The sequence below is a fragment of the Streptomyces sp. NPDC001153 genome, from assembly GCF_053598315.1.
In genome coordinates this window covers 41132-63183 of record NZ_JBSFJZ010000015.1, presented here as the reverse complement: position 1 = coordinate 63183, position 22052 = coordinate 41132, and the positions used below count along the sequence as shown (strand labels likewise).

Below are 22052 nucleotides of genomic sequence, written 5' to 3'. Positions count from 1 at the left end.
TCCCCGGGTCGGCGGACGAAAGATCGTTCCGTCGGGCAAGAGTGACCATTGAAGGCCGGATGATCTTCGAATGGGTGCCTTTCTGCGGCGATTCACCCCGTCTTTCGCCCAATCGGGGGCATGCGCCCGCGGCCGACGGCGACCGACCACACCCCTCCGCGGGGCGCGGCTGGCAGGATCGCGGCATGGCTGAACAGCGGCGGGACGCGGAAGAGGAACGGATCTGGGCGGAGCTGGTCGCGACGGCGCGGCGCACCGTAACCGACGGGCTGGTGGTCGGCACCTCGGGAAACGTCTCGGCGCGCGTCGGCGACCTCGTGCTCGTCACCCCGTCCGGCGTGCCGTACGACCGGCTCACCCCGGACCACCTCACCGGCGTCGACCTCACCGGACGCCAGGTGCTCGGCGCACTGGTGCCGACCAGCGAGCTTCCCATGCACCTCGCCGTCTACCGCACCACCGACGCCCGCGCGGTCGTCCACACCCACGCCGTGCACGCGACCGCGGTCTCCACGCTCGTGCCCGAGCTGCCCCTGGTCCACTACATGGCCGCCGCCCTCGGGGGCCCGGTGCGCGTCGCCCCCTACGCCACGTACGGCACCGACGAGCTCGCCGAGAACATGCTCCGCGCCCTGGCCGGCCGCTCCGGCTGCCTCCTGCAGAACCACGGCACGATCACCTACGGCGTCTCTCTCGACCAGGCCTACGACCGCACCGCCCAGCTGGAGTGGATGTGCCGCCTGTGGCTGACGGCGTCCTCCGTACCGAGCCTGACCCCGTCCCTGCTGACGGAGGCACAACTGGCCGAGGTGGGGGAACGTTTGCGGGGCTACGGCCAACGGAGGTGAATCCCGAGCCTCCTTCGGCCCTTGTCGCTCCGCTGGCCGGTGACGGCAACCCCCACGACACTGGACCCGTGCGCACCGTCAGAGCGACCGCCCTCAGCACGGCCATAGCCGCCGGGATGGCCGTGGCGTCCGTCGCCGCCGGCCGGATCGCCAGCGACGCCGCGCTGAAGGCGCCCGCGGGCCGCCCGCTGCCCACCGAACCCCGCCTCACCGTGCACGGCACCGCCGCCGGCCAGATCACCCTCACCCGCGATCTGGCCGCACTGCGCCCCGGCACCTACGGCCTCTCCGGCGACGGCTCCCACGCGGTCGTCGGCCCCGTCCTGGACGCGGCCCCGCATGCGGCCGACACCGTCGTACGCCGCCTGGAACGCGTCACCCACGGCACCCTCGCCGCCGGCGACGCGGTGTGGCTCACCCCGAACCTGTACGTCGGCAACCCCGGCACCGCCCTCGGCCTCGACCACGCCGACATCGACGTGCCGGGCGAACTCGGCGAGCTGCCCGCCTGGTTCGTGCCCGCGGCCCGGGACACCTGGGTGATCGCCGTGCACGGACTCGGCACCACGCGGGAACAGGCCATGAACCTCATGGCCCCCCTCCACGCCCGCCGGGTGCCGGTCCTCGCCCTCGCCTACCGCGGCGACCTCGGCGCCCCGCGCCCGCCGGACGGCCTCAGCCGCCTCGGCGAGACCGAGTGGCGGGACCTGGACGCGGCGATCCGCTACGCCGTCCGCTACGGCGCCCGCCGGGTCGTCCTGCTCGGCTGGTCCACCGGCGCCACCATGGCCCTGCGCGCCGCCGAGCACTCCGCGGTGCGCGAGCGCATCGCCGGGCTGGTCCTCGACTCGCCGGTGCTCAGCTGGGAGGCCACGCTGCGCGCCCTCGCCCGGGCCCGCCGCACCCCGCAGCCGCTGCTGCCGCTCGCGGTGCGCGCCGCCCAGGGCCGGACCGGCCTGTACGCCGACCGGCTCCCCGAGTTCACCGACCCCGACCTGCTCACCGTGCCGACCCTGATCTTCCACGGGCCCGACGACCAGGTGGCCCCCTGGCAGTTCTCCCGCCGGCTCGCCCGCCGCCGCCCGGATCTGGTCTCCCTGCACACCGTCCCGCAGGCCCCGCACGGCGCGATGTGGAACGCGAACCCGAAGGAGTACGAGGAGCGGCTGCGCCGCTTCCTGACCCCGCTGGTGTGAGAACGTCCCCGGCCCTCCGGAGGGCCCCGGGAGGCCGGGTGCCCGGCATTCCGTTTAAGGCCGTACGACTGGCCTGATCACCACCCCTGGCCCCGTCCCGGCCCCCGTGCGTTGGCCAGCCCCGTCGCCCGCCGTGACATTCCGTTTGGGTTTTCGGACCGTCAACCGGAAGACTGCACCCGTGACGTCCCGTATCCCGCGCGACTCCAGGCTTCGACTCGTCCGACCGCGACCCCTGGCCGCCGCCCCCAGAGCTGTGAACCAGCGGCGTCCGCGCCGCGCCGCACCCCGGCCGCCGGAGGGCACCCCCGCCCCCGCGGAACTGGCCGGAATGGCTCGCACCGGGCTGGCCGGCCCGGTGCGTGTGGCTCGCTGGGCCGACGCCGTACTCGGCCCCGGCAGCGACGGCGCCACCGCCGACGGCAAGGCCACCCTCTCCGACGCCACCGCCCGTCGCGCCGCCGCCGACCTGGGCCTGAGCGTCGCCCAGGTCCGCGCCGACTGGGACACCGCACGCCTCGCCGGGCTCGTCGAGGTGCACGGAGGCAGCGCGCGCCCGGGCTGGCGGCTGCGCGCCTGGAACCGCGACGACAGCGCCGTACTGCGCGGCTGGGTCGCCCTCTTCGACGCCTGGTCGCTCGCCTCCCCGGAACCCGAGGGGCACGAGCCGGCCGCCGTCGCCGAGGTCGTCTCGGCCATGCCCCAGGTGCTCTCCTTCCTCCAGCTGTCCGCCGGGCCCGTCCCGGTCGAGCAGCTGCTCGACCTGCTCCAGCAGCGGGTCACCGAACTCCGCACCGAGCGCTGCGAGATCCCCTACGAACCCGGCACCGACCGGCTCGCCGAGCCCGGCACCGAGCCCACCGCCCCCGGCGCCGACCGGCTCGCCGAGTCCGGCGCCGAGCGGCTCGCCGAGTCCGGTACTCAGGGGTCTGCCGCCCGGGGCACCGGCCGCCTCGCCGCCCCCGGCACCGAGCCCACCGCCCCCGAGCGGCTCGCCGAGTCCGGCACTCAGCGGTCTGCCGAGCCCGGCACTCAGGGGCCTGCCGCCCCGGGCACCGAGCGGCCCACCGCCCCCGGCACCGGCCGCCTCGCCGCCCCCGGCACCGAGCCCACCGCCCCCGGCACCCAGCGGCTCGTCGAGCCCGTGCTCGCGCGGGCGACCGTGCCGGCGGCGCGGCAGCCGTGCGGGACCGGGGCCGTGCAGCCGGACCCGGCGGGGGCGCGGCGGCCGTCCGAGTCAGGGCACGCCCGCCCGGCGGAACTCGCGGCCGCCGCCCCGGAACACCCCGCGCCCACGGGCGACACCCCGCTCGAACCCCTCCTCGACTGGGCGCTGCGGGCCCTCGCCTCCGTCGGCGCGCTGACCTACGGCGACGGCCAGGCCACCCTCACCCCGCTGGGCAACTGGGCGGTGTGGGTCAAGCTGGAGCAGATCTGCGTGGCCGCACAGAGCCCGGCCGGCAACATCGAGCAGTCCGCCGAGGACATGCTCCGCGGCTGCGCCCAGCTCCGCCCCAACGCCGCCCGCGCCGAATACCGCGCCTGGCTCGCCGCCCGCACCGTCGGCGACGCCGTCACCGAGCTGATCCATGCCGCGCGCGGCGAGGACGCCCTGCTGCGCGGCCTGGCCTTCGAGGCGCTGCGCGTCGTCGGCGCCCCCGCCGAGCCGGACGTACACGCCGTCGTGGAGGAGCCGGCCCTGCGGCCCTACGCCCTGCTGTGGCTCGCCGAGCACGACGGGATCGATCCGGAGGACGCCCACGAGGTCCTCACCCGGGAGGAGGCGACCTGGCTGTGGGTGGACACCGCCGCCGCCGTCGCCGACCACGGCGAGTCGCCGATGCTGGTCCGGCACCTGGAGTCCGCGGTGCAGCCCACCGTCCCCCAGCTGCTCGACGAGGTCCGCGCCGTCGGCCACCCGCGCACCGTGCAGGTCCTGGTCGCGCTCGCCGCCGCGCATCCCGACCCGGCCCTGGCCAAGGCCGTGCGCCGGGCCGCCTTCCAGGTGCACACCGGAGGATGAGCGGAGCGGGGGCCGCTCAGGCGCCGATCTCCGGGGCGTACGTCCCGAAGCTCCAGATGTTGCCCTCGGCGTCCCGGGCCATGTAGTCCCGCGAGCCGTAGTCCTGGTCCGTCGGGGGCATCAGGATCTCCACGCCGTGCTCCAGGGCCCGCTCGTGGTGGGCGTCCACGTCGTCCACGACGACGTACACCCCGGCGGGCCCGGCGTCCTTCATGGCCGCGTCGAAGACGCCGCCGCGCCCCTTGGAGCCGATCATCACCGCGCCGTTGCCCTGGACCAGCTCGGCGTGCATCACCTTGCCGTCCTCCGTCTCGTACACCGACAGTTCGGTGAAGCCGAGGGCCTCGGTGAGCTGCTTGATCGCCGCCTTCGCGTCCGCGTACAACAGCGTGGGGTAGAGACTCGGCCGTCCGCCGCCCGTGCCTGCCATGCCGATCACTCCTTCGTGCGTCGGTTCCGTGGCGTCCCGTTCAGTCTCGCAGCCGCCACTGACAACGCCCCGGCGCCACGTGTCGCGCTGCTTCACGACGCCGGTCCGGCAGCCCCGGCGGAACCACCGCTGCCGCCGCCCCGCCCCCGGTGGACCCCCGAACGGGCGACTCCCCGCCCCGTCACCCCGCCCCCGGCCGGACCCCGTGACTACGCTCTGCGCCTGATCCGAGGCCGAGGACAGCGAAGGGGGAAGGGTGGCAGCCGCCCCGAGCGAAGCAGGACTCGCCGTCTCAGACGAGCCATCCCATGCGGCGCACCCCGGCGCAGGCGCACCGCCCCACCGCGGCCCCCGTCACCCACCGCGCGCGAAGTTCAGCGCCCACCACAGCACCCGTCACCACGGCCGGACCGCAGGCGTCCTGCGGTCCCTCGGTGGCGTCCTCCTCGCCGTCGGCCTCCTCGGTGCCGCCCACCACCTGCGTCCCGCCCCCTACGAAGACCGTCTCGTCCACGCGGCGCGAGGGGAGGGGCAGCCGGGCGCCGGAACCTGGGCACTCCGCACGCGGGGCGCCGCCGTGGCCGCCTACGACACCCGTACCGGCGCCCTGCGCTGGCGCTACGCGCGCGTGGGGCATCGGCCCGTCGACGTGCTGGCCACGCGCGCGGAGGTGATCGCGCTGTGGGAGGACGGGCTGCTGACCGACACCGACGGGCGCTCGGTGCGCTGGCACCGGGCCCTGCCCGACGCGGCCGAGTGGCTCCCCGCGCAGGGCGGCACCGGCGTGCTGCGCTCCCTGGGACGCGGCATGCTCGCGGCCGTCACCCCGCACCGCGTGACCGCGTACCGCATCGCCGACGGCGACCTGCGCTGGGTACTGCCCGCCGACGACGGCTGCGCGTTCCGGCCCGTGGGCGCCGTACGGCGCGGCCCCGCCCTGCTGATCGCCCAGCCGTGCGCGCAAGGGCCCTGGACGCAGCAGCTCGTGGCCCTGGACGACCTCGGCCGGATCGTCCCGGGCCGCACGCCGCTCGGCAACGATCTTCCGCAACGATCTCCACGGGACAGATCGAACGCGCGGACGTAGAAAACCGCTTGCACACCCCCGTTAGACTTCTCCGCATGGCCATTCTCCTCGCGCATTAGACGGCGGGAACGTCCTCAGCCGCCCACCCGTCAATCCCTGTACGCCCTGGAGTCTGTCCTTGATCTCCGCCTCCGGTATCGAGCTGCGCGCCGGTGCGCGCGTCCTCATCGAGAACGCCACCTTCCGTGTCGCCAAGGGCGACCGCATCGGTCTCGTCGGCCGCAACGGCGCGGGCAAGACCACCCTCACCAAGTGCCTCGCGGGCGAGGGCATCCCGGCCGCCGGCCAGATCACCCGCTCCGGCGAGGTCGGCTACCTCCCGCAGGACCCCCGCACCGGCGACCTGGACGTCCTCGCCCGCGACCGGGTCCTGTCCGCGCGCGGCCTCGACGTACTGATCCGCAAGATGCGCGAGAACGAGGAGCGCATCGCCAACGGCAGGGGCGCCACCCGCGAGAAGGCCCTCAGGCAGTACGAGCGCCAGGAGACCGAGTTCCTCACCAAGGGCGGGTACGCCGCCGAGGCCGAGGCCGCCACCATCGCCGCCGCGCTGAACCTGCCCGACCGCGTCCTCGGCCAGCCGCTGCACACCCTGTCCGGCGGTCAGCGCCGCCGTATCGAGCTGGCCCGGATCCTGTTCTCGGACGCGGACACCCTGCTCCTCGACGAGCCGACCAACCACCTCGACGCGGACTCGATCACCTGGCTGCGCGACTACCTGAAGACCTACCGCGGCGGCTTCATCGTGATCTCCCACGACGTCGACCTGGTCGACACGGTCGTCAACAAGGTGTTCTACCTGGACGCCAACCGGTCCACGATCGACATCTACAACATGGGCTGGAAGCTCTACCAGCAGCAGCGCGAGGCCGACGAGAAGCGCCGCAAGCGGGAGCGGGCCAACGCCGAGAAGAAGGCCGCCGCCCTGAACGCCCAGGCCGACAAGATGCGTGCCAAGGCCACCAAGACGGTCGCCGCGCAGAACATGGCCCGCCGGGCCGAGAAGCTGCTCTCCGGCCTCGACGAGGTCCGGATGTCCGACAAGGTCGCCAAGCTGCGCTTCCCGGAGCCCGCGCCCTGCGGCAAGACCCCGCTGATGGCGGAGGGCCTGTCGAAGTCGTACGGCTCGCTGGAGATCTTCACCGACGTCGACCTCGCCATCGACAAGGGCTCACGGGTCGTCATCCTCGGCCTCAACGGCGCCGGCAAGACGACGCTGCTGCGCCTGCTCGGCGGCGTCGAGCAGCCGGACACCGGCCAGGTCGTCCCCGGCCACGGCCTCAAGCTCGGCTACTACGCCCAGGAGCACGAGACCCTGGACCCCGACCGCACGGTCCTGGAGAACATGCGCTCGGCCGCCCCCGACATGGACCTGGTCGAGGTCCGCAAGGTGCTGGGCTCGTTCCTCTTCTCCGGCGACGACGTCGACAAGCCGGCCGGCGTCCTCTCGGGCGGTGAGAAGACCCGACTCGCCCTTGCGACCCTGGTCGTCTCCTCGGCGAACGTGCTGCTCCTGGACGAGCCCACCAACAACCTGGACCCCGCCAGCCGCGAGGAGATCCTCGGTGCCCTGCGCACCTACAAGGGCGCGGTCGTCCTCGTCACGCACGACGAGGGTGCCGTGGAGGCGCTCCAGCCGGAGCGGATCATCCTGCTGCCGGACGGCGTCGAGGACCTGTGGGGCTCCGACTACGCGGATCTCGTCGCCCTGGCGTGATCGAAAGCCTGATCCGGGCCTGGCCGAGGCCTGATCCACCGCGTATGGATCATTCGGCTCATCGGTGATCCATCATCTGTGTGAGATCTCCTCGTATCGAGGTGTGTCGTACACGGAATTCCCGGCCGATCCCTTGCGCGCCAAGGGGTCGGCCGTCGCGCGTCCCTGACCTGGCACTTCACGAATCCACCCGTTCGGCCCCGCGGACACCACCCCATGGAATCCAGGATTCCGCTTGTGGGGATCCCCTCCTGTCGTCACAACGATGTCTCACGGACCTTGCCGAATGGGTGGCCATCAGGCCCGGGAGGGGTGATCATGAGGAGACCAGAGCGCACTTCCCATGAGGAGGCACGGGTGGCCGAGACTCTGAAGAAGGGCAGCCGGGTGACCGGCGCCGCGCGCGACAAGCTCGCGGCAGACCTGAAGAAGAAGTACGACTCCGGTGCGAGCATCCGGGCGCTGGCCGAGGAGACCGGCCGCTCGTATGGCTTCGTGCACCGGATGCTCAGCGAGTCGGGCGTCACGCTTCGTGGGCGTGGCGGAGCGACCCGGGGCAAGAAGGCCGCATCGTCCTGACTCCGGGCGGCCCATCGGCTTCGATGGTGGCCACCCGGTCGGCGGTCTGACCGGCCGGGTGGTTACTGTGCAGTCACTTAAGCGTGCCCACGGCATGCCCGGCTGACCGCACCCATCGGAGGCGCTCCATGGCTTCGCCCGACCAGGACCTCGCTCCTGTACTCGACAAGGACGGCGTACGGCTCACCGTCGACGACGCGCTCGCCACGGTGACGCTGACCAATCCGGCCAAGCGCAATGCGCAGAGCCCCGCCCTGTGGCGCGCGCTCACCGAGGCCGGCCGGCTGCTGCCGGGCTCCGTCCGTGTCGTCGTGCTGCGCGGCGAGGGCAGGTCCTTCTCCGCCGGGCTGGACCGGCAGATGTTCACGCCGGAGGGGATCCCGGGCGAGCCGAACTTCATCGAACTCGCGCGCCGTGACGACGCCGGGCTCGACGCGAGCATCGCCGAGTTCCAGGAGGCGTTCACCTGGTGGCGGCGCAACGACATCGTGTCCATCGCCGCCGTCCAGGGGCACGCCATCGGCGCGGGCTTCCAACTCGCGCTCGCGTGCGATCTTCGGGTCGTCGCGGACGACGTGCAGTTCGCCATGCGCGAGACCAGCCTCGGCCTCGTCCCCGACCTGACCGGCACACACCCGCTGGTCGGTCTCGTCGGGTACGCCCGCGCGCTCGAGATCTGCGCGACCGGGCGGTTCGTCGGCGCCGAGGAGTCGGTGGCGTCCGGGCTGGCCAACGTCGCCGTGCCGGCGGCCGAACTCGACGCGGCTGTAAGGGACTTGGCCGCCGCGCTGCTGGCCGCGCCGCGGGACGCCGTGGTCGAGACCAAGGCGTTGTTGCGCGGGGCGCTGGACCGTGACTACGAGGCCCAGCGTGCGGCCGAGCGGGCCGCTCAGGCACGCCGGCTCCGGGATCTGGCCGGCCTCGGCGAATGAGCCCCGCGCCGGTGCGGCGCCCTGCGCGAGCAGGCCGTTCAGCCGACCGCCGTCACCAGCACGGCCACCGTCGGCCGGTCCGCCAGCGCATCCCGTACGGCCGTGCGGACCTGCCGAGCCACGTCGATGGTTCGGTGGTCCGCGCCCGTGGCGAGCTCCACGCGCGCGTGCCGGTGCGTCAGGGCCGTACCGGCCGGGCGTTCCTCCAGGTGGACCGCCCGGCCCAGACCGCCGAGGGAGCCCGTCAGGCCGGTCACCCCGGGGACGGACAGCGCGGCCTCGGCCACCCGGATCTCGTCCGGGTCCGTGGGCTCCCGCGCGGGTACGGGGCGCGGCCCGCGCCTCTCCCGGACGGGCTCCTCCGCCTCCAGCAGATCGGTGACCCGCAGGTCCACCTCCGTCACCGCGAGCCCGAGCCGCTGTGTCGCGGCCGTCGCCAGGGCCAGCCGTAGCCTGGACGCCACCGTGGGCAGCGGCTCGGCGGCCGCCGCCGCGAAGTCCGCCGTCAGCCGCAGCGGGCCCGGCGCCAGCGCGCTCGGCGGAGCCGGTACGACGGACTCGGGCGCCTCTTCCGGCTCGGCGAGCGCGAGCCGCAGCGCGCCGAGCCGCACCCCGGGCAGCCCGTCCGCGGCCGCGCGTTCCAGTACCGCCGCGGCCGCGGCCTCCGCGATCCAGACCCCGTCGGGCGGCCCGCCGAGCGGCAGCAGCCTGCCCAGCCCGACCTGGCGCCGAACCACCTGTGTCCACCGATCCGCCGTCATTCCTCCAGCCTGCCGTATCACCGGCGCGCGGTCGGGGAACCTTGCTTACGGTGGACGAAGGACGATCGAAGGGGACGACCGAAAGGGACGTACGGCGATGACCGACATGACGACGACCCCCGAAGGCGACCAGGAACCACAGGTCTCGACCCGCAAGGCGACCCGGCGCGGCGGCGGCGATCCCGCGACCCGTGGCCGGACGACCATCGCCGACGGCGTCGTGGAGAAGATCGCCGCTCTCGCGGCCCGGGACGTGGTCGGCGTCCACGCCCTGGGCAGCGGCCTGGCCCGCACCTTCGGCGCCGTACGCGACCGGGTGCCCGGCGGCTCCAAGTCGGTCACCCGGGGCGTGAAGGCCGAGGTCGGCGAGGTGCAGACGGCGCTCGACCTGGAGATCGTCGTGGACTACGGCGTCTCCATCGGCGATGTCGCCCGCGCCGTGCGGGAGAACGTGATCGCCGCCGTGGAACGCATGGCCGGACTCGAGGTGGTCGAGGTCAACATCGCGGTGAGCGACGTCAAGCTGCCCGAGGAAGAGGAAGAGGAACCGGAGCCCCGGATCCAGTGAGACCCGGTCCCGGACCCCTGACGAGCTGACGAGCTGACGAGCTGAGGAGCGCTCCATGAGCATGGCCGTGATCGGGATGATCGCCGGAATGGCCTTGGGCTTCGCCGGGTACTTCGGCGGCTTCGGTGCCTTTCTGCTGGTGGCGGCCCTGGGTGCGCTCGGGTTCGTCGTCGGCCGGTTCGCGGAGGGCGACCTGGAACCGGGTGAGTTCTTCCGCACCCGAGGCGACCGGCGCGAGCGGCGGCGGTGACCGGAGGTGAGTGCCGAGACCGGCGCGGCGCGCCCGCCGTCGGCCCTCGTGCCGCCGGGCGAGCGCGGCGCCACCCGGATCGCCGACCGGGTCGTGGCGAAGATCGCCGCCCAGGCCGCCCGCGAGGCGCTGCCGCCGCCGCCCGCCGAGGCGGCCGCCCCCCACGCCACGGTCGTCGTCCACCAGCAGGCGGCCCGCGTCCGCGTGCACCTCGAACTCGGCTACCCCGGCGACATCGGCGCCCACTGCGCCGCCGTGCGTCGCCATGTCGCCGAGCGGGTAGGCGCGTTGGTGGACATGGCGGTGCCCGAGGTCGCGGTCCAGGTCGAACGGCTGCACCCGGCACCGCACGGGAGGGCGTGATGAACGAACCGCAGCCGACCACCCCGACCCTCGACAAGGACCCCGGCACCACCCCGCCCGCCCCCGCCAAGGGCAGTGGCCGCTTCTGGTCCCCGCGCCGCGTCCCGGCCGCCGTCGTCGCGGCGCTGCTGCTGGCCGGCGCCGGCCTGCTGCTGTACGACATCGTCGCCGTACGCGCCCACCACCCCGCGATGCACTGGCGCCGCGCACTCGCCCGGCAACTGGCCGGGCGGCCCCTGGACGACACCTGGGTGCTGACCGGCGCGGCCGTCGCGGTCGCACTCGGCCTGTGGCTGATCACCCTCGCGGTCACACCCGGCCTGCGCGCACTGCTGCCCATGCGGCGCCCGCACCCCGATGTCCGCGCGGCACTCCGGCGCGAGGCCGCGGCGCTCCTTCTCCGCGACCGGGCCATCGACGTGTCCGGGGTCCGTTCGGTCCGGGTGCGCATGCGCCGCACGAAGGCCGACGTCCGTGCCGTCTCGCACTTCCGTGACCTGGACGACGTACGCGCCGACCTGGACACCGTGCTCACGGACGCGATCCGGGGCCTCGGCCTGGCCCGGCCGCCCACGCTGTCGCTGCGTGTGTCCCGGCCCGGGCGGAAGGGGTGAGGACGGATGCGCACCGGCGGTCTCAACCGCGTCCTGCTGGCCCTCGTCGGCCTGCTCCTCCTCGCGCTCGGCGGCGCGGTCCTCGCCGTCGGCCTGGGTGCGCCGCCGCCCTCCTGGTGGATCCACACCGGCCCGCACGACGTCCTGCTCACCAAGGCCGAACGCACCCACTGGCGCGGCACGAGCTGGTGGTGGCCGACGGTCGTCGCCGCCCTCGCCGTCGTCGTCCTGCTCACCCTGTGGTGGCTCACGACGGTCCTGCGCCGCCGCCGGCTGACCGAGATCGTGATCGACACCGGCGACGACGCGTCCGCCCTCCTGCGGGCCAGGGCCCTGGAATCGGCCCTGGCCCAGGACGCCGTACGGCAGGAGGGCGTGGCTCACGCGGAGATCCTCCTGCGGGGCCGCCGTACGACGCCCACGGCACGGGTGTGGCTCCGGCTGGAGCCGTACGTGGACCCGGCAACGGCCCTGACCGGGTTCACGGCTCAGGCATTGACCCATGCGCGCGAGTCGGCGGGCCTGCCGTCACTTCCGGCAGAAGTACGGCTGGGGTCGGTCAAGCACCGTGCGGAAAGGGTCACTTGAACGCCGGCGACGGCCTTCGGAACCGTCAGAACCCGTGCCGCATCCCGCCGTCCACAGGCACCATGACCCCACTCAGATAGGAGGCGGCCGGAGAGAGCAGGAACGCCGCGACCTTCCCGAACTCCTCCGGCGTCCCGTACCTCCGCAACGGAATCCGGGACTCGTTCGCGGCCCGGGTGGCCTCGGGATCGGCGGACAACGCGTCCAGTTCGCGCACGCGATCGGTGTCGATGCGCGACGGCAGCAACCCCAGCACCCGGATCCCGCGCGGCCCCAGCTCGTCGGCGAGCGACTTGGCGAACCCGGCGAGCCCCGGCCGCAGCCCGTTGGAGATGGTCAGGCCCGGAATCGGCTCGTGCACCGACGCGGACAGCACGAATCCGATCACCCCGCCCGGCTCCAGCTCGGCGGCCGCCGCGCGAGCGAGCCGCACCGCACCGAGGAACACCGACTCGAACGCGTCGCGCCACTGTTCGTCGGTGTTGTCCGCGACGAACCCCGGCGCCGGCCCGCCCACGCTCACCAGCACGCCGTGGAACGCGCCGAAGGCGTCCCGGGCGGCCGCGATCAGCCGCTGCGGCGCCTCGGGGTCGGCGTTGCCCACGGCCACGCCCACCGCGTTCGGGCCCAGTTCGGCGGCGGCGTCGGCCACCCGCTTCTCGTCCCGCCCGCTGATCACGACCTTCGCCCCGTCGGCGACGAGTTCCCGCGCGGCGGCGTTGCCGAGTCCGCGGGTCGCCCCGGTGACGACGTACACCCGGTCCTTCAGTCCAAGATCCATGGCCCCTATCCTGCCTGGTCGTCCCGGAACAGCGTGAGGGCGGTGTTCACCAGCGCGATGTGACTGAAGGCCTGCGGGAAGTTGCCCAGGTGGCGGCCGTCGACGGGGTCGTACTCCTCGGCCAGCAGTCCCACGTCGTTGACCAGGCCCACCAGCCGGTCGAACAGCTCCCGCGCCTCGTCCTTGCGTCCGGTCACATGGAGCGCGTCGGCCAGCCAGAACGAGCAGGCCAGGAAGGCGCCCTCGCCGCTCGGCAGCCCGTCGATCACCGAGTCCTCGGTGTCGTACCGGCGCAGGAAGCCGCCGTGCCCGAGGCCGTCGCGGATCGCGTCGACCGTGCCGACCACCCGCGGGTCGTCGGGCGGCAGGAAACCGACGCGCGGGATGAGCAGCAGCGCCGCGTCGAGTTCGCGGGAGCCGTAGTACTGGGTGAAGGTGTTGCGCTCGGGGTCGAAGCCCTTCTCGCACACCTCCCGGTGGACCTCGTCGCGGAATCCGCGCCAGCCCTCCAGATCGCCCTTGAGGTCCTCGTACTGCTCCAGCGTCTTGACGGCCCGGTCGGCGGCCACCCACACCATCACCTTGGAGTGCACGAACTGCTGCCGGCCGCCGCGCACCTCCCACAGGCCCTCGTCCGGCTGCCGCCACGCCGACCTCAGGAACTGCATCAGGGCGCGCTGCATCGCCCACATGTGCGGCCGCGGGGGCAGGCCGGAGCTGCGGGCCAGCGCGAGGGAGTCCATCACCTCGCCGTACACGTCGAGCTGGAGCTGTTCGACGGCGCCGTTGCCGATCCGTACGGGGGCGGAGTCGGCGAAGCCGGGCAGCCACGACAGCTCCATCTCCGGCAGCCGCCGCTCGCCCCCGACGCCGTACATGATCTGCAGGTCGGCCGGGTCGCCCGCGACCGCGCGCAGCAGCCAGTCGCGCCAGGCCGAGGCCTCGTCGTGGTAGCCGGCGTTGAGCAGTGCGCCGAGGGTGAGGGTGGAGTCGCGCAGCCAGCAGTACCGGTAGTCCCAGTTGCGCACCCCGCCCGGCTTCTCGGGCAGCGAGGTGGTCGCCGCGGCCACGATCCCGCCGGTCGGGAGGTAGGTGAGGGCCTTGAGGGTGATCAGGGAGCGGACGACCTCGTCCCGGTAGGGGCCCTGGTAACGGCACTGCCGGGCCCAGCCCTGCCAGTCGGTGACGCTGCACTCCAGGCCCTCGAAGGGGTCGTTGAGCGGCGGGCGCTGCTCGTGCGAGGGGTGCCAGGTGAGCACGAACGCGACCCGCTCGCCCTCGGCGACGGTGAACTCCGAGTGGGTGCCGAAGTCCTCGCCCCAGGTGCGCACGGCGGGCTCGGAGCGCAGCCAGACCGAGTCCGGGCCCGCGACGGCCACCCGGTGCCCGTCCGCGCGGCGCACCCACGGCATGATCGAGCCGTAGTCGAAGCGCAGGCGCAGGGTGCTGCGGACGGTGACCCGGCCGCTGACGCCTTCGACGGTGCGTACGACGTCGGGGGCGCGGTCGCGCTGCGGCATCAGGTCGGTGACCCGGACCGTGCCGTCCGGGGTCTCCCACTCGGTGTCGAGGACGAGGGTGTCGGGCCGGTAGGCGCGGCGCGTGCAGGTCTCCGCTCCCTCGGGGGCGATCCGCCAGTAGCCGTGGTCCTCGTCGCCCAGCAGCCGCGCGAAGCAGGCGCCGGAGTCGAAGCGGGGCAGGCACAGCCAGTCGATCGAGCCGTTCTTCCCGACCAGCGCGGCGGTCTGCTCGTCACCGATGAGTGCGTAGTCCTCGATGCGCGCGTTCACGGGATCCGGTTTCCCGGCGGACCAGAGGGCCAATCAGGTGGTGCGCCGGGGGAGTGACGTGGTCCCGTGGGGCGCGGGTTCCCGTGGGCGCGGTTTCCCGCGGGCCGTGGCTTGGAGCCGCCGGCCCGGTCACACCGTGGCCGGTGCGCTCTCCTCCGGCTTCGCCTCCGCCGCCGAGGCCTCCTCCCGGTCGCGGATCTCCCGGCGGACCAGGAACCACCAGCCGACCGGCACGCCCGCGGCGAACAGCCACCACTGGATCATGTACGCGTAGTTCAGCGGGGCGTCCTCGCTGCCGGGGTCGGAGATCTGCTCCGGGCCGCCCTTGGGCGTGGGCGCCGTCTGCTCGACGTAGCCGCCGAGCACCCGCGCGCCGAGCCGGTGCGCCTCCTCCGCGCTGTTGATCAGCATGATCTGCCGGTCGGGGAGGCCCTTGACGTTCTTGATGCCGCTCGCCGCGGTCGTCTCGTCGGCCATCAGCCGCCCGGTGACGGTGGTCCGGCCGGACGGCGGGGCGGGGATCTTCGGGAAGGCGGTCTGGGCGCCGTTCGCGGGGATCCAGCCGCGGTTGACGAGGAGGATCCTGCCGTCCGTGAGGACGAGCGGGGTGAGCACATGGAAGCCGACCTCGCCGTCGGAGTTGGTCCGGCGCCGGACCACGACCTCCCGGGCGGGGTCGAAGGTGCCGGTCGCGGTGACCGTGCGGTACTTCTCGGTGCGGGTCACGGCGTGCCCGGGAGAGGTCAGCCGCTCGACCGGGACCGGCCTGGAGTGCAGCGCCGAGGAGACCAGGTTGTTGCGCGCGGTGCGCTCCTCGTACCGGTGCTTCTGCCAGAAGCCCAGCCTGATCATCGTCGGGATCAGCGCGATCGCGACGATGCTGAGGATGACCCACTGGCGGGACAACAGGAAGCGGTAGCGGTGCACCCCACGACGGTACATCCGGGCCGTGGGGTGCATTCAGGCGGGTACCGGGTCACACCCGGTCGACGATGCCCACCTTTCCCTCGGCGCGGGCGCAGTGGGCCCCGCAGTAGAACCGGCCGTCGGCCTCCACGCCCTGGCCGATGATCTGCACCCGGCAGTGCTCGCAGATGGGGGCCATCCGGTGGATCGCACAGGAGAAGCAGTCGAAGACGTGCACCGAGCCCTGTGCGTGGACCTCGAAGGTCATTCCATAGTCATTGCCGCAAACTTCGCATTTCGCCATGCGCCACAGGGTGATCCGTCACCGTCGCGCGGGCGAGCGGCCGCCGGGTGAGTCGTCCGGCAACCACCCGTTCGTACGATTTCCTGCCGGTTCGGTGGCGTGCTTTCGTGCCGCTATCCGTCGGCGGGCTCGACGTCCCGCAGCAGCTGCCCGAACGCGGCCTCGTCCACGATCGGGGTGCCGAACTGCCGCGCCTTGACCACCTTGGACGTGCCCGAGTCGGGGTCGTTGGTCACCAGCAGGCTGGTCAGCCGGGAGATGCTGGACGCCACGTGCAGACCGGCCTCGGTGGCCCGGTCCTCCAGTAGCTCGCGCTCGACGGAGGTGTCTCCGGAGAACGCCACCCGCATGCCCTGTTTGAGGCGTTTGCCGTCTTCATAGCGACCCGGGTTGGGATAGGGGCATGCGGGCCTTTTGCGGGAGGGGCGCCAACTGGTCGTCCGGTAGCCGCCGTAACCGCCGGAACCGCCGTGTCCGCCGGTCGACTGCCGGGGCACCGAACGGTCCGACCACTCCGTCAGCGGCCTGCACTCCAGCAGTGGCAGCCGGACGCCGCCCGCCGCCGCGGCCCGCAGACTCGGCCGGAACGCCTCCGCCAGCACGCGCGCGTCGTCCAGCGCGTGGTGCGCCCGCTGCTGTACGACGCCGTAGTGCGCCGCCAGCGACTCCAGCTTGAAGTTGGGCAGCGGCAGCCCCAGCTCCTTCGACAGCGCGATGGTGCACAGCCGCTGACGCACCGGCGCCTCGCGCTCCGCGCGCGCGTACTCCCGCGCGATCATCTGCCAGTCGAAGACGGCGTTGTGCGCGACCAGCACCCGGCCGTCCAGCCGGGCCGCGAACTCCTCGGCGATGTCCGCGAAGAGCGGCGCCCCCTCGAGCACCTCGCTCGTCAGACCGTGTATCCACACCGGTCCCGGATCGCGCTCCGGGTTGACCAGCGTGTACCAGTGGTCCTCGACCTCGCCGCGCTCGTCCAGCCGGTAGACGGCCGCCGAGATGATCCGGTCGTCCCGGGCCAGGCCGGTGGTCTCCACGTCAACGACCGCGTATCCCTTCGGATACGCGGCCGGCCACTGGGTGGGGGAGGACACTGCGGTCGCACGGTCTTCGAGCATGGTCATTGAGGATACGGGCCGCGACTGACACTGCTGACCTTCAGGTGCCGGTCCCGCCCGCCGGACCCGTCCAGGTGCGCGGGCACCGCACACGCGTGCGTGCTCTGTCCGCTGCGCCACGCGCGCGTGCCCGTGCCCCGAGCTGCTCAGCCGGCCGAGTCGCGTGGGTGAATGGGCGACACGCCGGCCGGTGTCAACAGCGACCGCACCAGCGCCCGTACGGCCGTCAGGAACAGCCGCTCGGTGTCCACCGGCCGGGCCAGCGCACGCGCCAGCGCGGGGTCGTCCCCGGCGGTCTCGGCGCTCCACAACTCCTCCTCGCCGGGACGCTGCACCGGGGCCCGCTCGCGATTGCGCTCCACCAGCACATGCCCGACGACCTGGAACTGCACCGCCCGGACGAACTCGGCGACCCGCGCGCCGCGCAACCCCGCGGCGTGCGCCTCGTGCACCAGAACCCGCTGCGCGGGCAGGAACATCCGCTCGGTCAGGCCCCGCTCGTGCACCAGGGCCACCAGATGTGGATGGTCGCGCAGTTGCCGGCGCAGGTCGCGCGCGACACCGACCACGCGCTGCTCCGGCGTGCGTCCGGACGGGCGGATCTCGCCGAGCTCGGCCATGGTTCGCTCCACCAGGGCGTCGAGCAGCGCCTCACGCCCGCCGACATGCCAGTAGATCGACGTCACGGCGGTGCCCAGCGCCGCGGCGAGGCCCCGCATCGTGAGCGCGTCAGGCCCGTGCCGCTTCACCAGAGCGGCAGCGGCGTCCAGCACCGCCTCCCGGGTCAGCGCACTCCTTGCCCCGCTCGTCATGGTCCCCCCAACTCCCGTCCGTACGCGTGTCTTTACCCTGCACGGGGACTGCTGTAACAGAGTTACAGGTGACGGTTCGTCAGGAACGGCATCGCCGGAAGAAGGGCGGTACGACGCATGGGACGCGTACGGTACGGAGCACGGACCGAGCGGGAGATCGCCGTGACGCGCACCGCGAGCGCGCGGCTTCCCGACATCTGGTCCACCGGGGTGGTGGCCGTCTGGGACACCGACCCGGACGCGGTCGCCGCGGTCCTGCCGCCACCCCTGAAACCCACCGGCAGTCCGCTCGTCCGGGTGAACATCAGCAAGGTCGACCTGCCCGGATACCCGCTCGGCGCGGGCTCGTTCGCCGTCGCCGCCGCGCACGGCACGGTCGAGGGCTGGTACCCGCTGGTCATGCCGATGACCCACGAGCGCGCCCTCACCGGCGGGCGCGAGGTCTTCGGCGAGCCCAAGAAACTCGGCGAGGTGACCGTCGAGCGCGACGGCGCGGGCGTGCGCGCGTCGATGAGCCGGCACGGCATCGCGTTCGTCGAGGTACGCGGCACGGCCGACGCCGAACTGCCGCTGCCGGAGCCGTCGCGGAAGACCGACTTCTACTTCAAGTTCCTTCCCGCCGTGGACGGTTCCGGCTTCGACACCGACCCGGTGCTGGTCCACTGCGTGCGCCACGAGCGGGTGCGGCGGCTGGAGCGGGTCACCGGGGAGGTCGTCCTGCGCGAGTCGGCGTACGACCCCGTGGCCGACCTTCCGGTGCTGCGCCTCCGTGAGATCACGGTCGGCGAGAAGACCAGCGACCAGAGCGGCCGGGTCGTCGAACGGGTCGACGCCGAGGCCCTGTTGCCGTACATCCACCAGCGCTACGACGATCCGCTGCAGATCCTCGACGGACCGCCGGAGTTCGCGCCGCCCGAGGGGAGCGTGTGATGGACCTCCAGGCCGGACAGGTCGCCGTCGTCACCGGCGCGGCGAGCGGGATCGGGCTCGCGATGGCCCGGCGGTTCGCCGCCGAGGGCCTGAAGGTGGTCCTCGCCGACGTGGAGGAGGCCGCCCTGGACAAGGCCGCGGCCGGCCTGCGGGCCGAGGGCGCCGACGTGCACGCGCGCGTGGTCGACGTCGGCGAGCGCGCCCAGGTCATGGAGCTGGCCGAGGCGGCGTACGGCACCTACGGCGCCGTGCACGTCCTGTGCAACAACGCGGGCGTCGGCTCGGGTGCCGAGGGCCGGATGTGGGAGCACGACCCGAACGACTGGCGGTGGGCCTTCGCCGTCAATGTGTGGGGCGTCTTCCATGGCGTCCAGGCGTTCGTGCCCAGGATGATCACGTCGGGTCAACCCGGTCATGTGGTCAATACATCCTCCGGCGACGGCGGCATCGCGCCCCTCCCGACCGCCTCCGTGTACGCGGTCACCAAGGCGGCCGTCGTCACCCTGACCGAGTCCCTGTACGCGCACCTGAAGGCCGAGCACGCGCGCGTGGGCGCCTCGGTGCTCTTCCCGGGCCCGCACATGCTGCGCACCGGTCTGTGGGAGTCGCACCGCAACCGCCCCGCCCGCTATGCCAAACAGCGCCCGCGCAGGACGCCGTACCGCAGCCTCGACCAGTGGGAGGCGGCGATGCGCGCGGCCGGCCAGGAGGTCCGCTTCACGCCGGTCGAGGAGGTCGCCGGACTCGTCGTGGCCGGCATCCGGGCCGACCGCTTCTGGCTGCTGCCGCAGAGCGAGCACAGCGACGCGCAGATCCGCGCCCGCGCCCGGTCGATGCTGGACCGGGCGAACCCCTCGTACCTCGAAAGCTTCGTCCTGGACTGAACCGAGAGGAGGCCCTGGTGAGCGCATACGACGACCCGTACCTGATCATCTCCTCCGACTGCCACGCCGGACTGCCCACCGAGGAGTACCGGCCCTATCTGGAGTCCCGTTTCCACCGGGACTTCGACGAGTTCCTCGCGGGCCAGGGCCGGCGCCGCGAGGAGATGACCCGGCTCGGCATCCGCAACGAGACCTTCGCCGACCGGTGGTTCCGCGACAACGAGGAAGGCCTGCGCGGAGGCTGGGACACCGCACAGCGCCTGAAGGAGCTCGACGGGGACGGCGTGGCCGCAGAGGTGGTCTTCCCGGACGCCGACGCCGTCGACAGCCGCACCGCCGCCCCCTTCGGCGTGGGCCTCGGCCTGAGCGGCGACCAGGACCCGGAGCTGGGCATGGCGGGCGCGCGGGCGCACAACCGCTGGCTCGCGGACTTCGTCTCCGAGCACCCCGAACGCCACTGCGGAGTCGCCCTGCTGCCGGTCACGGCCCCCGTCGAACAGGTCGTGGCCGAGATCCAACGGGCCCGGGAGTCCGGCCTCGGCGCGCTGATGATCCCGGCCATGTGGGCGGACAAGGAGCCGTACCACGACCGCCGTTACGACCCCGTGTGGGCGGCCGCCGCCGAGTGCGGCATGCCTGTGCTCACCCACTCCGGCGCCGCCCCGCGCGAGGAGTACGGCGACCACCTCGGCATCTATGTGAGCGAGGTGACCTGGTGGCCGGCCCGGCCGCTGTGGTTCCTGCTCTGGTCCGGTGTCTTCGAACGCCACCCCTCCTTGCGCTTCGGCGTCGCCGAGTCCGGCTGCTGGTGGCTGCCGAACCTGCTGTGGTTCATGGACCGCCTCTACCTCGGCGCGCACGGCGGCAAGAAGCTCTCCCCGTTCGAGGAGCTCAGGCGCCCGCCGCACGAGTACCTGGACCGGCAGGTGTTCGTCTGCGCCACCAACACCAAGCGGCGCGAGCTGGCCCAGCGCTACGAGATCGGCGTCGACAACATCCTCTGGGGCAGCGACTTCCCGCATCCCGAGGGCACCTGGCCCGACACGCGCGCGTGGCTGCGCCGTACCTTCCACGACATCCCCGTCACCGAGACCCGCCGTATGCTCGGCCTCGCCGCGGCCGAGGTCTTCGGCTTCGACGTGGACAAGCTCGCTCCCCTGGCCCGGCGCATCGGGCCGACCCCCGCCGACCTCGGCCAGCCGGCCGGCCAGAGGGCCGTCGAGGCGTCCTGGGCGCGCTCGCGCGAGACGGGCCGCCACTGGCTGACCGGCCACGACTTCCCGGTGCTGGGGACCGGCCCCGGCTTCTCCGCAGGGGGAGCGCCCGCATGAGCGACGACCGGTACACCGTCATCTCCGCCGACTGCCACGCCGGCGCCGACCTGCTGGACTACAGGCCCTACCTGGAGAAGCGGTACCACGACGACTTCGACGACTGGGCGGCCACCTACGTCAACCCCCACGCGGACCTGCTCGCCGACTCCGCCGACCGCAACTGGAACTCCGAGCGGCGCCTCGCGGAACTGGCGGCGGACGGGATCGTCGCCGAGGTGATCTTCCCGAACACCATCCCGCCGTTCTTCCCGTCCGGCTCGCTGATGACCCAGCCGTCGAACGCCGGGGAGTTCGAGCGCCGCTGGGCGGGCCTGCGCGCCCACAACCGCTGGCTCGCGGACTTCTGCGCCGCCGCGCCGGGCCGCCGCGCGGGCGTCTTCCAGATCCTGCTCGGCGACGTCGAGGAGGCCGTCAGGGAGATCCGCCGGGCCGCCTCGGCGGGCCTGAAGGGCGGCCTGATGCTGCCCGGCACCCCGCCCGGCTCGGGGCTGCCCGAGCTGTACTCGCGGACGTACGACCCCATCTGGGCCACGTGCGCGGAACTCGGCGTCCCCGTCAACCACCACGCCGGCTCGGCCTCCCCGCCGCTCGGCGACGAACCGGCCGCCCGCGCGGTGTTCATGGTGGAGACCACGTGGTTCTCCCACCGCGCCCTGTGGCACCTGGTGTTCGGCGGCGCCTTCCGCCGGCACCCCGAGCTGACACTCGTCCTGACCGAGCAGGGGTCGGGCTGGATCCCCGGGGTGCTCGGCATGCTGGACTACTACCACGGCCGCCTGGTCGCGGCGGCCACGAAGGCCGGCACCGCCGAGGCCAGGTTCGGCGTCGGTCTGGCCGACGGCATGGGCGCCGCACCCTCGCGGGTGTGGCGGGACAACTGCTTCGTCGGCGCCAGCTTCATGCGCCCGCACGAGGTGCCGCTGCGGGACCGCATCGGCGTCGACAAGATCATGTGGGGCAGTGACTACCCGCACGACGAGGGCACCCATCCCTACACCCGTGAGGCCCTGCGGTTCGCCTACGCGGGCGTGCCGCGCGAGGAGCTCGCGGCCATGCTCGGCGGCAACGCGGCCCGCGTCTACGGCTTCGACCTCGCCCTCCTCGACACCCTCGCGGCGAAGGTGGGCCCTGCGGTGGCGGAAGTCGCCGAGCCCCTGACGCAGCCACCGGCGGACGCGACCAGTCCGGTGTTCGCTCGGGGGGCCTCACTGCGGGTGTGGTGATCTGGAGGTGGCAGCCC

The 22052-nt window shown here is 73.3% G+C and carries 25 protein-coding genes; 16 read left to right on the top strand and 9 right to left on the bottom strand.

The window, feature by feature from the left end:
* The first annotated feature begins 185 nt into the window (after positions 1-185).
* The 3 genes from ACWDEN_RS18885 (at position 186) to ACWDEN_RS18875 (ending at position 4067) form a co-directional block, all read left to right on the top strand.
* Positions 186-848: a class II aldolase/adducin family protein gene (locus tag ACWDEN_RS18885; RefSeq protein ID WP_450859688.1), complete on the top strand. Its 663-nt coding sequence runs from the start codon at positions 186-188 to the stop codon at positions 846-848.
* Between the two features lie 68 nt (positions 849-916).
* Complete coding sequence (locus ACWDEN_RS18880; RefSeq protein ID WP_450859687.1) at positions 917-2044, top strand: alpha/beta hydrolase; 1128 nt, start codon at positions 917-919, stop codon at positions 2042-2044.
* An 808-nt stretch (positions 2045-2852) separates the two neighbouring features.
* Entirely contained in the window at positions 2853-4067 is a 1215-nt protein-coding gene (locus ACWDEN_RS18875; RefSeq protein WP_450859744.1) for a hypothetical protein, read from the top strand.
* A gap of 16 nt (positions 4068-4083) precedes the next feature.
* On the opposite strand, the gene ACWDEN_RS18870 is transcribed toward ACWDEN_RS18875, so the two are convergent.
* Together ACWDEN_RS18870 and ACWDEN_RS18865 are read right to left on the bottom strand one after the other, a co-directional pair.
* Entirely contained in the window at positions 4084-4497 is a 414-nt protein-coding gene (locus ACWDEN_RS18870) for a VOC family protein (RefSeq protein ID WP_351623292.1), read from the bottom strand.
* A gap of 292 nt (positions 4498-4789) precedes the next feature.
* Complete coding sequence (locus ACWDEN_RS18865) at positions 4790-5011, bottom strand: hypothetical protein (protein WP_450859686.1); 222 nt, start codon at positions 5009-5011, stop codon at positions 4790-4792.
* Between the two features lie 63 nt (positions 5012-5074).
* Between ACWDEN_RS18865 and ACWDEN_RS18860 the strand changes: the two genes are divergently transcribed.
* The 4 genes from ACWDEN_RS18860 (at position 5075) to ACWDEN_RS18845 (ending at position 8812) form a co-directional block, all read left to right on the top strand.
* Positions 5075-5584, top strand: coding sequence for a hypothetical protein (locus ACWDEN_RS18860; RefSeq protein ID WP_351623288.1), 510 nt, complete (start codon positions 5075-5077; stop codon positions 5582-5584).
* 118 nt (positions 5585-5702) lie between these two features.
* Positions 5703-7301 carry an ABC-F family ATP-binding cassette domain-containing protein gene (locus ACWDEN_RS18855; protein WP_351623286.1) on the top strand — a complete coding sequence of 533 codons (1599 nt, stop codon included), beginning with the start codon at positions 5703-5705 and terminating at the stop codon, positions 7299-7301.
* 357 nt (positions 7302-7658) lie between these two features.
* Complete coding sequence (locus ACWDEN_RS18850; protein WP_004002281.1) at positions 7659-7880, top strand: helix-turn-helix domain-containing protein; 222 nt, start codon at positions 7659-7661, stop codon at positions 7878-7880.
* Positions 7881-8008: 128 nt separating this feature from the next.
* Positions 8009-8812 carry an enoyl-CoA hydratase/isomerase family protein gene (locus ACWDEN_RS18845; protein WP_450859685.1) on the top strand — a complete coding sequence of 268 codons (804 nt, stop codon included), beginning with the start codon at positions 8009-8011 and terminating at the stop codon, positions 8810-8812.
* A 38-nt stretch (positions 8813-8850) separates the two neighbouring features.
* Here ACWDEN_RS18845 and ACWDEN_RS18840 read toward each other — a convergent pair whose 3' ends face one another.
* Positions 8851-9573: a nucleopolyhedrovirus P10 family protein gene (locus tag ACWDEN_RS18840; protein WP_450859684.1), complete on the bottom strand. Its 723-nt coding sequence runs from the start codon at positions 9571-9573 to the stop codon at positions 8851-8853.
* A 97-nt stretch (positions 9574-9670) separates the two neighbouring features.
* On the opposite strand from ACWDEN_RS18840, the gene ACWDEN_RS18835 reads away from it, so the two are divergent.
* The 5 genes from ACWDEN_RS18835 to amaP are packed head-to-tail and all read left to right on the top strand — an operon-like array spanning position 9671 to position 11956.
* A complete protein-coding gene (locus tag ACWDEN_RS18835; RefSeq protein WP_351621164.1) occupies positions 9671-10141 on the top strand; it encodes an Asp23/Gls24 family envelope stress response protein in 471 nt (156 codons plus the stop codon).
* A 55-nt stretch (positions 10142-10196) separates the two neighbouring features.
* Positions 10197-10391, top strand: a complete 195-nt coding sequence (locus ACWDEN_RS18830) for a hypothetical protein (protein ID WP_351621161.1) — start codon at positions 10197-10199, stop codon at positions 10389-10391.
* A 6-nt stretch (positions 10392-10397) separates the two neighbouring features.
* Positions 10398-10754: an Asp23/Gls24 family envelope stress response protein gene (locus tag ACWDEN_RS18825; protein ID WP_351621158.1), complete on the top strand. Its 357-nt coding sequence runs from the start codon at positions 10398-10400 to the stop codon at positions 10752-10754.
* Positions 10754-11368 carry a DUF6286 domain-containing protein gene (locus ACWDEN_RS18820; protein ID WP_351621155.1) on the top strand — a complete coding sequence of 205 codons (615 nt, stop codon included), beginning with the start codon at positions 10754-10756 and terminating at the stop codon, positions 11366-11368. Before ACWDEN_RS18825 ends, ACWDEN_RS18820 begins: the two co-directional genes overlap by 1 nt.
* Before the next feature lie 6 nt (positions 11369-11374).
* A complete protein-coding gene (gene amaP / locus ACWDEN_RS18815; RefSeq protein ID WP_450859683.1) occupies positions 11375-11956 on the top strand; it encodes an alkaline shock response membrane anchor protein AmaP in 582 nt (193 codons plus the stop codon).
* A gap of 25 nt (positions 11957-11981) precedes the next feature.
* Here amaP and ACWDEN_RS18810 read toward each other — a convergent pair whose 3' ends face one another.
* From ACWDEN_RS18810 to ACWDEN_RS18785, 6 genes are all read right to left on the bottom strand, one after another.
* Entirely contained in the window at positions 11982-12737 is a 756-nt protein-coding gene (locus tag ACWDEN_RS18810; protein ID WP_351621149.1) for an SDR family oxidoreductase, read from the bottom strand.
* Positions 12738-12742: 5 nt separating this feature from the next.
* Positions 12743-14527: a glycoside hydrolase family 15 protein gene (locus ACWDEN_RS18805; RefSeq protein ID WP_450859682.1), complete on the bottom strand. Its 1785-nt coding sequence runs from the start codon at positions 14525-14527 to the stop codon at positions 12743-12745.
* Positions 14528-14656: 129 nt separating this feature from the next.
* Positions 14657-15469 (bottom strand): SURF1 family cytochrome oxidase biogenesis protein, encoded by an 813-nt coding sequence (locus tag ACWDEN_RS18800; RefSeq protein ID WP_351621167.1) that lies wholly within the window; start codon positions 15467-15469, stop codon positions 14657-14659.
* A 34-nt stretch (positions 15470-15503) separates the two neighbouring features.
* Entirely contained in the window at positions 15504-15737 is a 234-nt protein-coding gene (locus ACWDEN_RS18795) for a hypothetical protein (protein ID WP_153535354.1), read from the bottom strand.
* A gap of 113 nt (positions 15738-15850) precedes the next feature.
* Positions 15851-16852 (bottom strand): DEDDh family exonuclease, encoded by a 1002-nt coding sequence (locus tag ACWDEN_RS18790; protein WP_450859681.1) that lies wholly within the window; start codon positions 16850-16852, stop codon positions 15851-15853.
* A 146-nt stretch (positions 16853-16998) separates the two neighbouring features.
* Positions 16999-17664 carry a TetR/AcrR family transcriptional regulator gene (locus tag ACWDEN_RS18785; RefSeq protein ID WP_351621140.1) on the bottom strand — a complete coding sequence of 222 codons (666 nt, stop codon included), beginning with the start codon at positions 17662-17664 and terminating at the stop codon, positions 16999-17001.
* Between the two features lie 117 nt (positions 17665-17781).
* On the opposite strand from ACWDEN_RS18785, the gene ACWDEN_RS18780 reads away from it, so the two are divergent.
* From ACWDEN_RS18780 to ACWDEN_RS18765, 4 genes are read left to right on the top strand one after another with little or no spacing between them, the layout of a single operon-like run.
* Positions 17782-18594, top strand: coding sequence for an acetoacetate decarboxylase family protein (locus ACWDEN_RS18780; protein WP_450859680.1), 813 nt, complete (start codon positions 17782-17784; stop codon positions 18592-18594).
* Positions 18594-19478 (top strand): SDR family NAD(P)-dependent oxidoreductase, encoded by an 885-nt coding sequence (locus ACWDEN_RS18775; protein ID WP_450859679.1) that lies wholly within the window; start codon positions 18594-18596, stop codon positions 19476-19478. The genes ACWDEN_RS18780 and ACWDEN_RS18775 overlap by 1 nt, the downstream gene beginning before the upstream one ends.
* A gap of 17 nt (positions 19479-19495) precedes the next feature.
* The gene (locus ACWDEN_RS18770; RefSeq protein ID WP_450859678.1) at positions 19496-20809 is read left to right on the top strand and encodes an amidohydrolase family protein; all 1314 of its coding nucleotides are present in this window, start codon (positions 19496-19498) and stop codon (positions 20807-20809) included.
* The gene (locus ACWDEN_RS18765; RefSeq protein ID WP_450859677.1) at positions 20806-22035 is read left to right on the top strand and encodes an amidohydrolase family protein; all 1230 of its coding nucleotides are present in this window, start codon (positions 20806-20808) and stop codon (positions 22033-22035) included. The genes ACWDEN_RS18770 and ACWDEN_RS18765 overlap by 4 nt, the downstream gene beginning before the upstream one ends.
* Positions 22036-22052: the final 17 nt, after the last annotated feature.

Bases quoted from the DNA above. Each gene is read 5' to 3' on its own strand.
- ACWDEN_RS18885 (WP_450859688.1), top strand. From the start codon at position 186: ATGGCTGAACAGCGGCGGGACGCGGAAGAGGAACGGATCTGGGCGGAG.
- ACWDEN_RS18870 (WP_351623292.1), bottom strand. From the start codon at position 4,497: ATGGCAGGCACGGGCGGCGGACGGCCGAGTCTCTACCCCACGCTGTTG.
- ACWDEN_RS18845 (WP_450859685.1), top strand. From the start codon at position 8,009: ATGGCTTCGCCCGACCAGGACCTCGCTCCTGTACTCGACAAGGACGGC.
- ACWDEN_RS18840 (WP_450859684.1), bottom strand. From the start codon at position 9,573: ATGACGGCGGATCGGTGGACACAGGTGGTTCGGCGCCAGGTCGGGCTG.
- ACWDEN_RS18835 (WP_351621164.1), top strand. From the start codon at position 9,671: ATGACCGACATGACGACGACCCCCGAAGGCGACCAGGAACCACAGGTC.
- ACWDEN_RS18830 (WP_351621161.1), top strand. From the start codon at position 10,197: ATGAGCATGGCCGTGATCGGGATGATCGCCGGAATGGCCTTGGGCTTC.
- ACWDEN_RS18820 (WP_351621155.1), top strand. From the start codon at position 10,754: ATGAACGAACCGCAGCCGACCACCCCGACCCTCGACAAGGACCCCGGC.
- amaP (WP_450859683.1), top strand. From the start codon at position 11,375: ATGCGCACCGGCGGTCTCAACCGCGTCCTGCTGGCCCTCGTCGGCCTG.
- ACWDEN_RS18810 (WP_351621149.1), bottom strand. From the start codon at position 12,737: ATGGATCTTGGACTGAAGGACCGGGTGTACGTCGTCACCGGGGCGACC.
- ACWDEN_RS18800 (WP_351621167.1), bottom strand. From the start codon at position 15,469: ATGTACCGTCGTGGGGTGCACCGCTACCGCTTCCTGTTGTCCCGCCAG.
- ACWDEN_RS18795 (WP_153535354.1), bottom strand. From the start codon at position 15,737: ATGGCGAAATGCGAAGTTTGCGGCAATGACTATGGAATGACCTTCGAG.
- ACWDEN_RS18790 (WP_450859681.1), bottom strand. From the start codon at position 16,852: ATGCTCGAAGACCGTGCGACCGCAGTGTCCTCCCCCACCCAGTGGCCG.
- ACWDEN_RS18785 (WP_351621140.1), bottom strand. From the start codon at position 17,664: ATGACGAGCGGGGCAAGGAGTGCGCTGACCCGGGAGGCGGTGCTGGAC.
- ACWDEN_RS18780 (WP_450859680.1), top strand. From the start codon at position 17,782: ATGGGACGCGTACGGTACGGAGCACGGACCGAGCGGGAGATCGCCGTG.
- ACWDEN_RS18775 (WP_450859679.1), top strand. From the start codon at position 18,594: ATGGACCTCCAGGCCGGACAGGTCGCCGTCGTCACCGGCGCGGCGAGC.
- ACWDEN_RS18765 (WP_450859677.1), top strand. From the start codon at position 20,806: ATGAGCGACGACCGGTACACCGTCATCTCCGCCGACTGCCACGCCGGC.